The organism is Endozoicomonas arenosclerae (genome assembly GCF_001562015.1).
GTDB lineage: Bacteria > Pseudomonadota > Gammaproteobacteria > Pseudomonadales > Endozoicomonadaceae > Endozoicomonas_A > Endozoicomonas_A arenosclerae.
Map to the genome: position 1 here is coordinate 1 of NZ_LASA01000193.1, position 9,003 is coordinate 9,003.

The 9,003-nt window shown below is 46.2% G+C and carries 13 protein-coding genes; 1 reads left to right on the forward strand and 12 read right to left on the reverse strand.

The features are described from left to right. Positions 1-132 (forward strand): transposase (locus WG89_RS26655; RefSeq protein ID WP_172806795.1); only part of this gene is annotated, 132 nt, incomplete at its 5' end. Between the two features lie 107 nt (positions 133-239). Here the strand turns inward: WG89_RS26655 and WG89_RS26660 are convergent. The 12 genes from WG89_RS26660 to WG89_RS26715 form a co-directional block, all read right to left on the reverse strand. Next, positions 240-695, reverse strand: a complete 456-nt coding sequence (locus WG89_RS26660) for a GNAT family N-acetyltransferase (protein ID WP_062270693.1) — start codon at positions 693-695, stop codon at positions 240-242. A 68-nt stretch (positions 696-763) separates the two neighbouring features. Continuing rightward, complete coding sequence (locus WG89_RS26665; protein ID WP_062270694.1) at positions 764-1,246, reverse strand: hypothetical protein; 483 nt, start codon at positions 1,244-1,246, stop codon at positions 764-766. A 54-nt stretch (positions 1,247-1,300) separates the two neighbouring features. Next, positions 1,301-1,669, reverse strand: a complete 369-nt coding sequence (locus WG89_RS26670; RefSeq protein WP_062270695.1) for a nuclear transport factor 2 family protein — start codon at positions 1,667-1,669, stop codon at positions 1,301-1,303. Between the two features lie 67 nt (positions 1,670-1,736). Further along, entirely contained in the window at positions 1,737-2,348 is a 612-nt protein-coding gene (locus WG89_RS26675; RefSeq protein ID WP_062270696.1) for a hypothetical protein, read from the reverse strand. Between the two features lie 130 nt (positions 2,349-2,478). After that, positions 2,479-2,934 (reverse strand): NUDIX hydrolase, encoded by a 456-nt coding sequence (locus tag WG89_RS26680; protein ID WP_062270697.1) that lies wholly within the window; start codon positions 2,932-2,934, stop codon positions 2,479-2,481. Between the two features lie 60 nt (positions 2,935-2,994). Next, positions 2,995-3,315 (reverse strand): hypothetical protein, encoded by a 321-nt coding sequence (locus WG89_RS26685; RefSeq protein WP_062270698.1) that lies wholly within the window; start codon positions 3,313-3,315, stop codon positions 2,995-2,997. Between the two features lie 34 nt (positions 3,316-3,349). Further along, positions 3,350-4,072, reverse strand: a complete 723-nt coding sequence (locus tag WG89_RS26690) for a helix-turn-helix transcriptional regulator (protein WP_062270699.1) — start codon at positions 4,070-4,072, stop codon at positions 3,350-3,352. A gap of 190 nt (positions 4,073-4,262) precedes the next feature. Then, positions 4,263-4,889 (reverse strand): NUDIX hydrolase, encoded by a 627-nt coding sequence (locus WG89_RS26695; protein WP_062270700.1) that lies wholly within the window; start codon positions 4,887-4,889, stop codon positions 4,263-4,265. Positions 4,890-4,954: 65 nt separating this feature from the next. Next, positions 4,955-6,013, reverse strand: coding sequence for an AI-2E family transporter (locus tag WG89_RS26700; RefSeq protein ID WP_062270701.1), 1,059 nt, complete (start codon positions 6,011-6,013; stop codon positions 4,955-4,957). Positions 6,014-6,106: 93 nt separating this feature from the next. Continuing rightward, positions 6,107-7,060 carry a hypothetical protein gene (locus WG89_RS26705; RefSeq protein ID WP_062270702.1) on the reverse strand — a complete coding sequence of 318 codons (954 nt, stop codon included), beginning with the start codon at positions 7,058-7,060 and terminating at the stop codon, positions 6,107-6,109. Between the two features lie 116 nt (positions 7,061-7,176). Beyond that, the gene (locus WG89_RS26710; protein ID WP_062270703.1) at positions 7,177-8,673 is read right to left on the reverse strand and encodes a carboxypeptidase M32; all 1,497 of its coding nucleotides are present in this window, start codon (positions 8,671-8,673) and stop codon (positions 7,177-7,179) included. A 129-nt stretch (positions 8,674-8,802) separates the two neighbouring features. Next, a partial coding sequence (locus WG89_RS26715) for a hypothetical protein (protein ID WP_062260213.1) occupies positions 8,803-9,003 on the reverse strand: 201 nt, incomplete at its 5' end.

Sequence of the window (9,003 nt, forward strand, 5' to 3'; positions counted from 1 at the left end):
TGGGGTAATCACTTTTGGTCAAAAGGCTACTGTGTCGATACTGTCGGAGTAGATGCAGAAATGATCCGTAAATATGTGAAGTACCAAGAAAAGAAAGAACGTCTCCAGCAGGAGATAGATTTCAGGAAATAATCTGCAATCTTGGGGCAACTCTCACCAGCCTTCTCTGAAGGCTGGCGGTTTCAGCCCCCTTATAGGGGGGGCATAAAGCAAAACCACGTTCTAAGAACGTGGATCATTTACTTCAAAGTCATGGGCAGAAAGCGGACACCATTAACATTACCTTCAGGACCTGTAGCTTCAAATCCGTGATGTTGATAGAAACCGACTGCATTTATGGAGGCACGCAGAGAGAGGCTGTCGCCTTCCAGATGATCCAGTACATGATTCAGCAAAGCTTTGCCGACACCTTTACTCTGACTGTTTTTATCCACAAACAGGGTGGTCATGTAGTTTTTATCCCTGAGTGCTGCGACACCCACAATCCGATTGTTTTCAATGGCCTTGACCGTATAAAAACGATCGGTATCAAAAATAGTTTGGGTATCCTTGAGGATGGAGTTGTTAAAGGTCTTTCTGCCTTCTGCTGAAAACAGGGGGTAAATGTCCTGTTCAGAGGTTCTTCTTACCAGTGATTCTATCGAATCAAGATCTTCCGGGCTGACAGGTTTTATAACCAGTTTTTTTTCAGACATGGCAAAACTTATTATTGTTGTGCGACAGGAGATGCCAGGCTCTCCTGTATTTCTTTATTAGAGAAGTTTTAGCTGCGTTTACATTCCAGAACTTCTTTGCTTTCCCCAGACTGGATGGCAATAGTACTTTTAGTCAGTTTGGTAATGGTGGATGTCTCGGGCACATTAACAGGAATCATATCTTTCAGATTGATGAACTGATCAAACTGAGGGTTGGTCAGGTTTTTAATATCGATCTCTGTAATGGTTTCGGTCAGCTTTTCAGCCTCAAGACGCCAGGTGCCTGTGCCACTGATCGCGTATTCTATGTCCGGGATATTCATTTCACCAAAGCTCAATTTCATAGAGCCTGAGCTTGTTGAACTGCCATCTTTCAAATAATTCTCAGTGCTGGTGTACTCCATTTTACCCTGCTCCATGGCCACAGAGGCTTCGCAGAACCAGGTACCTACGAGGTTTTTCTGATTGATGGCGACCGTGGATTCTGCACTGGCAGTCAATGTTGTACTGGCTAAAGCGAGCGAGAGCAGTGCATTTTTAATTGTTTTCATAATCAATATTGTTTTTTTAATAGGAAACTATGGGGATTGTACATGACAGGAGGATTAAGAAGAATAAGGCCCCAAATGTTCAGAGATAATCAGCCACTGATCTTGTTCACGAATTAAAGAAGACGTACCTCGTCCACCTCCAGAGCATTCTTCACCATCAATAATACCTTTCCAGTTGAAGTCATAAAGACACACTGCTGTGTTCTCGGAGATGTAGGCCCAATGAACATTGGTTATTCGATAGTCTTCCTCTTTTATTGAGGTAAAGTTATCAATAAAGACTGACTCTACCGCTTCGATTCCTTTGTAAGTGCCATTGGAGAAAGTCACACAAATGTCTTTGTGCATTAAAGGGGCTATTTTTTCCCAGTCCTGGCTAGCAAGCACCTGTTCATAGCGAAGCAGTAGATCTTGTGGTGTCAATGTTTACTCCGGGTGTATAAATTTTTGCCTCCCACATAACGAAAAACATTTTGTGGGAGGCAGACGCTCAAGTCGATTGACTGCTTGTCTGTGAGGGCTCAGAAACAAACAGAATTTTGCTTGACAGAATATTGGCAACAACGAGGGCTGCAAGCATCGAAACAAGATAAAAAGCGACAATGTTTAAAGCAGGAACGGTAAAGTTGAGACTCTTGGAAACACCTAGAATGACCGGGAATAACCAGGACACGAAGGACACTGTACCGATAGCGGTCATGGCTTTCAGCTCAGATCTTGAAAGTGACTCGGTCAGTGTTCTGCCAATGCAGGCTTTCAGTTTTGGCAGAATTCTTGTGTGGACAAAGTAACCGTTCACACTCAGAACCATCACAATAAATGTTTTTGCCCAGACTTTTTCATTAGCCAGGTTTTCAGGAGCCCACAAGTAGTAATAAGCAATAAATGACAAGCCTGAGAACCAGAGTAGAAGAATGCCGACCAGAACAAACTTCGAGACGAACTCAATGATCTGATATTTTTCCGGGGTCACATCCTTGCGACTGAGTTTGATTAGAAATCCATCCAGAACCCAGGCGCCACCCAGGCCAAAGGCCAATCCTGCCAGGTGAACAAAGGTGATCAAAGACTTCAGGTTAATGATGTTGAAGATTACTTCCATGACTGATAATTCCATTTTTGTTCTAACTTTAAAATCTTGTTTGTATGCTGTTTATTGATGTCTCTCGTCAGTTCATTTGGGCCTCATTTTTATAGGTCAGGTAAGTGCAGACGTTACATGAAGAGATGCTTCAGGCAACTAAGTCAATTTTCATCATCTCTGATGGTCTGTTCTCAATAAAATACTGCCAGACATGTTGATAGAGGTGCTTCTGATTCGGGAAGGGCACTCGCTCAATGGCTTCCTGAAGTGAACACCAGCGATACTCAGTATGCTCGTGATTCAGGGTTACTGCCTGATTTTGTTCACAAAAAACGACAAAAGAAGGAATAATCATGAAGCGGTTTTTGCCCGATTCGTAAAACTGTTCGGAGTATTCGGCATTGTAGAGGCTGGTGACTTTTATACCGGTTTCTTCATGGAACTCACGAATAATGGCCTGCCAGCCGGTTTCACCTTCTTCTATTTTTCCGGCTACATGGCACCAGAAGCCTTCTTTGCTTCTCTTTAACAAGAGGATTTTAGGTTCTCCATCAATATCAGCAATGGCAACACCGGAAACAACAGAAGTGTTTACTGGGATCATAAATGTCTCTAAAGAAGTGAAGGTAAAAGCCAGTCATCAAAGGGTGACTGGCTCAGGCAATTAGCTGATGCGGGACCAGAACGTCATATCCACAGAGTCGTGGTCCAGTAGTTCAAGGTACTTCTGAGTGACTTCATTCTGAAGCCACATCTGACAAATCTCTTCGGCTTTTTCCTGAGTGGTGGCAATAGCAACATCGGCGTATTGGCCCTCTTTTCCTTTCAGTAAGAAGTGGGCCAGAAGCTCTGTTTGAGAAGATAAAAACTGTTCATCAACCGCTTTTGAATGAGCGATCAACTGTTCTTCAGTCACACCTTCTCTGAGTTTGAAGGTGGCAAATTCCATACCTGCAAATGCTGAAGTAGCTTGACGATAGATCATGGTTCTCTCCTGTATTGGAGAGATCATTTTTCAGTTAGTCTCCTGACAGCATTGTGTCAGTGTCGTTCTGCTGAGATCTGGCTTTCTGATATTGGATGTAAGCCTTCAGGCATACAGAGTCAGGTAGTTTCATGTCAGTGGTCACCACCTCAAGCTTTGAAATCCGATCCAGCCTGAAATCTCTGTACGCGCTTTTTTGATGGCACCAGCTACCCAGTGTCCACTTGTTTCCCCAGTAAAAAAGCCCTAACGGAAAAATCGTTCGGCTGGAGTTTTCGTCTGAAAGTGATTGATACGACATGAGCAACCAATGACCCGATTGAATGGCACTATGGAGTGTTTCCCAAACTTCAAAATCCATGACTCGTCTGTGCTCTCCGGGAGTTCTGATGGATCTTTGAAATTCGCCTGAAGATGAAAATTCTTCAGGCAGTGCCGCTTCAATTTTATTGAGCAACGAGGAAGATGCTTCACTGAATGTCGGCCCCGTCCAGGCTGCAACCATATTGACGCCAACAACAAGTGCTTCGAGTTCTGCCTGGGTCAGTTGTAATGGCGGTAGCTCAAAACCTTCTGATAATCGGTAGCCTAATCCGGCTTCACCATAAACAGGAATACCTGAAACCGAGAGATCATCGATATAGCGATAGATGGTTCGCTCGGAAACAGAGAGTTTTTCAGCCAGCTGTTTTGCCGTGATGGGCTGGTGTGCCCTAAGAATATTGGTGAGCTGAAAAAGTCGGTCAGATTTCCGCATATAAAAGTAATCTGATTATGGATGGGGTTTACAGCAGGAATACAACAAGGAAGAGGTAATTAGGCACGCTACCGCCTGAGAATTTGACCGTATAGTGAACAGTCGGGCCGGACTCCATGGCGCACTAGTAGCATCCTGCTTTTAGGCGACATAGTGCCAGTAAATGCTGGAGAATGGTAGGTGCAACTACTTATTTGTCGAATTCTGTAGGCAAATCCCTGTTTTCAAGGTGCTGCTTCATCAAGGCGATGTCCGAAGCAATGGTTCTTCCTTGTGAGAGAGGAGGGAGCTTATCCAGATCAAAGAATTCCACTTCAGAGATCTCAATGTTTTCCTTGGGAGAGCCACCTTTTAACTCACACAGAAACAGCATCTTAATCAGATGATGTGGGTTTCTGGGGTGGTATGGGTGTTTATGGACATCCCGGACAGCGACCAGCTTTTCAGCTTTCACTATGTATCCGGACTCTTCCAGAGTTTCGCGCTCAGCACCCAGGGCAGGGGATTCACAGATATCAGCCCAGCCACCCGGTAAGGCCCAGCAACCGTCTGAACGCTCTTTAACCAGCAGGATTTTTCCATCCTTGAACACGCCAGCCCGGATATCCAGTTTGGGGGTGGTGTAACCTGTTTCAGGAAGAAAGTAGTTGTCCACCTTTTCCAATGGTGCATCCGTCAGCTGTGCTGTCATCTCATGGGCAATGGCCTGCAACTGGTGGTAGCGCTCCAGATCAAAACCTTCATCGGTATAAGTAATCCCGTTCTGGGCAATGGCACGTATTTGTTCAGCCCAGTCAATCCATGGGTTTTTGGTCATTGTCTTCGATCCTGCCCATTTAAAAAGTCTATTTACTGTAATACAGAGTCGGCGGCTATAGCTGATTATTTTGCCTGTTCTGCCTCAACTTCCGATTTGGATCGACCTGATCCCAGCAGTGCTGCAAACCTGCGACTGCCAGGAGATGATTCAAGCAATATCTTGATGCTTATAGTTAGAGGAACAGAAAGCAGCATGCCGATGGGCCCCAGCAGCCAGCCCCAGATCAATAATGAGAGGAAAACGACCATGGGCGAGAGGCCCAGACCTTTACCAAGAACTCTGGGCTCCAGAATATTGCCTATAACCATATTGATGGCAAAGTAGCCTGCTGAGACAAAGATGGCTTCGGAGAAGCCCAGTTGCAACAGGGTAATCAAAATGCCGGGAATAGCGGCCAAAATGGAGCCAATGTTGGGAATAAAGTTCAGCGCAAAGGCAAGAATGCCTCCCAGTAGATAAAAGTTCACCCCTCTTGACCAGAGCAGCAAGGCGACCAGCAATCCAGTGAGGAGGCTGATAGCGGTTTTCAGGGCAACATAGCGATTGACGGAGGATACAAATCTTTCCAGGTCTTTAAGCTGCTGATCGGGGTTAGACATGGAGCGAATCAGTTTATTTCTCAGTAAAGGCGCTTCTGCCAACATGAAAATAACGGTCAGAAAAATCAGAAAAACATAGCTGGTGGCACTGCCCATATGGGTCAGCATGGAAGTCAGGAAACCAAACAGAGAAGATGTGTCCAAGGGCTCTGTCATCGATTTCAGGTCAAGGTTGATATTGCGCTGAGCCAGCTTGTCACTGATCTGGTGAACAAGATCTATGGTCTGCTGCTTGTAGCCTGGCAAGGCCCGGGCAAATTCCTGCAAGGCACTGCCAATGGTGGCGACAATTGTCAGGATGGCAAAAATCAACAAGGAAACAACGACCAGAATGCCGAGTATTCTCGGAATATGCAGTCGGCTCAAGGCATTGATGCCCGGATTAAGCAATATGGCCAGAAAATAGGAAAACAGCAATGGCGACAATATATCGCTGCCCAGACGTATTCCGGCAAGAATAATAACCAGTGCTGCGGCTATGATCAGATAGCGGCCGCTGGTCTGTAATTCGGATAGTTGCATTGTTGCTGGCTGTTATTGTGTTGAGGGTAGGAATGGCTTTAAAGACAGGGTACAACGACTTCTGCAGTATGTCGTATGAATTTTCCCAACGATTTACAGTTCTTGGAGTGGAATGCTTTGCTGTACGGCATTCTTGGGGTTGGGAGCTGACTTCGAAATACCCCGACAAACACAGATAAGTGCAACAACAAGGACAATATCAAAAACAATATAAACCAGAGCAATACCCGCAATGATCAGGGTAGCTGCAAGGTTAGAAATATAGGGGCCCTGGTGGGTATCGGGAGCTATTGTGGCATTGGTGATATTGCCATATTCATCGGTCACATGATTGATGGAACGAATCAATCTCTGTTGGGGCACGTTATAAACAGGAGGCTCGTCATCCACCCATTCATACAGGCAGTCAGTGCCTGCCAGATCACTGCATTCGTTTTCCAGAAGGGATAAGTAATGCCTGACCTGTGCGATCTTGGCATTTCTTTTATCTCGTGATGACAGGGTACTGGCTGTGTTTTTGATTTGGTAAGAGCTGGGGTTGCCATGATTATCTGTGACAGTCACTTCATTCCAGCCCTGTTTGACGGGTGCCACATCAGTCAGGGTCAAAGAGTAGAAGTTTTGCAGTTGATCAAGATCGACAAGCTTGCCGTCCAGCTGTTCTGCCATAAAGCTTTGAGTTGTCTTCTGCTGATAGTTCTGACGGGTTTCAAAGCCAGACTCAAGAAAGTTCATCAAAGCCTGAAACTGTTGGTCGTCCAGTGCGGTTGCATCAGAGTCATGATGCAGCATATTACTCTCTTCATGTTTAAGGGAAATATCGGGTGAATTATTGCCTTGAATTGCGTTGGAAGACTTCTGCCACTGCAGTTGCAGCTCCCATTGCAAAAGTTCGCCATTAACAGTGTAGAGATGGATAGCGGGAGGCAGTCCTGGTGTAGAAGGTGTTTTCAGACGAACCAGAAAATTGGGCTGGGCTTGTGCAATCGCATGGAAACTGAAGACCAGAGAAAAACATACGGCGGACACCAGTTGTCTGAACGACACAATTCATACCTGAATACGATTTTGATTTCATAAAAGTAGCTGATCGCTGAACCGTGTCCAGTGAACCTGAACCCAAACTGTTTTGGTGTCGGAGGTTCACTGGTTGTTGGTAAGAATCAGCCTTTCAAATAACGATTCAGAATGTGCTGTTTGAAATGGTCTGCATTTAAAGGTTCACCCGTAGCCTGGGTATAAAGCTCATGGGTTTCCAGTTTTGAGCCCTGCTGCCAGATATTCTCTTTCAGCCAGCTGAAAACCGGCTCAAGATTTCCGGCGGCCACTTGAATATCTACATCCGGAATTTGTCGTTTAACTGTGGCAAACTGTTGGGCTGCATACATCGCCCCCAGGGTATAGCTCGGGAAGTAGCCAAAAGCTCCCATGGGCCAGTGGATGTCCTGCATACAGCCAGTGCTATGGTTCTCTCCAGTGGACAAACCAAGATAAGCCTGCATTTTTTCATCCCAGGCCTGGGGCAGGTCATCGACCTTCAGGTCACCTTCAATCAGGGCTTTTTCAATCTCATAGCGCAGGATTACGTGCAGTGGATAACTGATCTCATCAGCATCAACACGAATGTAACCCGGCTTGACTCTGTTATAGATTTTCTCAAGATTCGACTGACTGAAACGCTCATCTTCCTGCCCGTTGGCCAGATGTTTAACAATCAGTGGTCTGATCAATTGCAAAAAGGCAGGGCTGCGGCCCAGCTGCATTTCATAAAACAGGCTCTGACCCTCATGAACTCCCATTGAGCGGTAGGAACCTAATGGCAGGCTTCGCAAATCTTCAGGCAGGTTCTGGTTATAGCGGGCATGACCTGTCTCGTGGATTGTTCCCATCAGAGATTCAACAAAATCCGCTTCGTTATAACGGGTTGTGAGTCGAACATCTTCTGATACGCCGCCACAAAACGGATGAACACTGACATCCAGACGACCATGGTTGAAATCAAAACCCAGCAGTTCCATCACCTCAAGCCCCAGAGCTTTCTGGTTCTCAGTTGGATAGTGACCCTGACTGGCAATCAGTGTGTCCGAAGCTTGTTGATCAACCACTGTTTGCAATGTGTCTGGCAGCCAGCTTTTCAGGTTGCCGAACAGCACGTCCAGTTCGCTGGAGGTCATGCCAGGCTCATACAGCTCCAGCATGGCGTCATAGCCTTTTACTCCAGAAGCTGTAGCGCGGATACTGGCTTCTTCCTGAGCCAGTTTTACGACTTCTTTCAGATTTTCCGAGAAGCCCTGCCAGTCATTTTCTGTACGCTGTGTTCGCCAGGCGTGCTCGCATTTTGAGCTGGCCAGAGACTGGGCTTTTACCAGTTCAGCGGGCATAACTGAAGCTTTTCTCCAGCTCCGTTCCATCTCCCTGATGGAGCTCAAGGTCTCCGGGTCATCGCTGTTTTCTCTGGCTTCATGAATCCAGTCACCTACCTGCTTTTCGGTGATCAGTTCGTGCATCAGGCTGGAGAGTTCTGCCAGGGCTTCAGAGCGAGCCTGGTTGCCACCCGAAGGCATCATGGCAGACTGGTCCCAGCTGGCAATAGAGGACAGGTGCTGAAAACGGTATAGCTTGTTGAAACGTTCTACCAGTTGGTTATAAGCCTGGTTCATAGTTCCGGTTCCATGGTTATGGTTATTGTAGGGAGCACAGTATCTCTACCTTTCCGGCTTTTGGCGGGAGGCAGACGGAAGCATAGTATTTTCCAATCCTGAAATGAGCCTGAAGGCAGGTACTACTACCTAACCCTCGGCTTGTCGCTCATGAACTAATTGAAACAGGATTTCTCTGGCTTGTTGCAGCTTTCTGGCCGCTTCATTATCGGTCATGGCTTCCGCTTTGTCCTTTAGTTGGTCCAGTGTAATCCCTTCTTTCAGGTACTGTTCTGGTTCCTTCAGTGACAGGAACTTTTCGTAAGGGGTCATCATGTTTTCATAGCGGTA

Bases quoted from the DNA above. Each gene is read 5' to 3' on its own strand.
- WG89_RS26660 (WP_062270693.1), bottom strand. From the start codon at position 695: ATGTCTGAAAAAAAACTGGTTATAAAACCTGTCAGCCCGGAAGATCTT.
- WG89_RS26665 (WP_062270694.1), bottom strand. From the start codon at position 1,246: ATGAAAACAATTAAAAATGCACTGCTCTCGCTCGCTTTAGCCAGTACA.
- WG89_RS26675 (WP_062270696.1), bottom strand. From the start codon at position 2,348: ATGGAAGTAATCTTCAACATCATTAACCTGAAGTCTTTGATCACCTTT.
- WG89_RS26680 (WP_062270697.1), bottom strand. From the start codon at position 2,934: ATGATCCCAGTAAACACTTCTGTTGTTTCCGGTGTTGCCATTGCTGAT.
- WG89_RS26685 (WP_062270698.1), bottom strand. From the start codon at position 3,315: ATGATCTATCGTCAAGCTACTTCAGCATTTGCAGGTATGGAATTTGCC.
- WG89_RS26690 (WP_062270699.1), bottom strand. From the start codon at position 4,072: ATGCGGAAATCTGACCGACTTTTTCAGCTCACCAATATTCTTAGGGCA.
- WG89_RS26695 (WP_062270700.1), bottom strand. From the start codon at position 4,889: ATGACCAAAAACCCATGGATTGACTGGGCTGAACAAATACGTGCCATT.
- WG89_RS26700 (WP_062270701.1), bottom strand. From the start codon at position 6,013: ATGCAACTATCCGAATTACAGACCAGCGGCCGCTATCTGATCATAGCC.
- WG89_RS26710 (WP_062270703.1), bottom strand. From the start codon at position 8,673: ATGAACCAGGCTTATAACCAACTGGTAGAACGTTTCAACAAGCTATAC.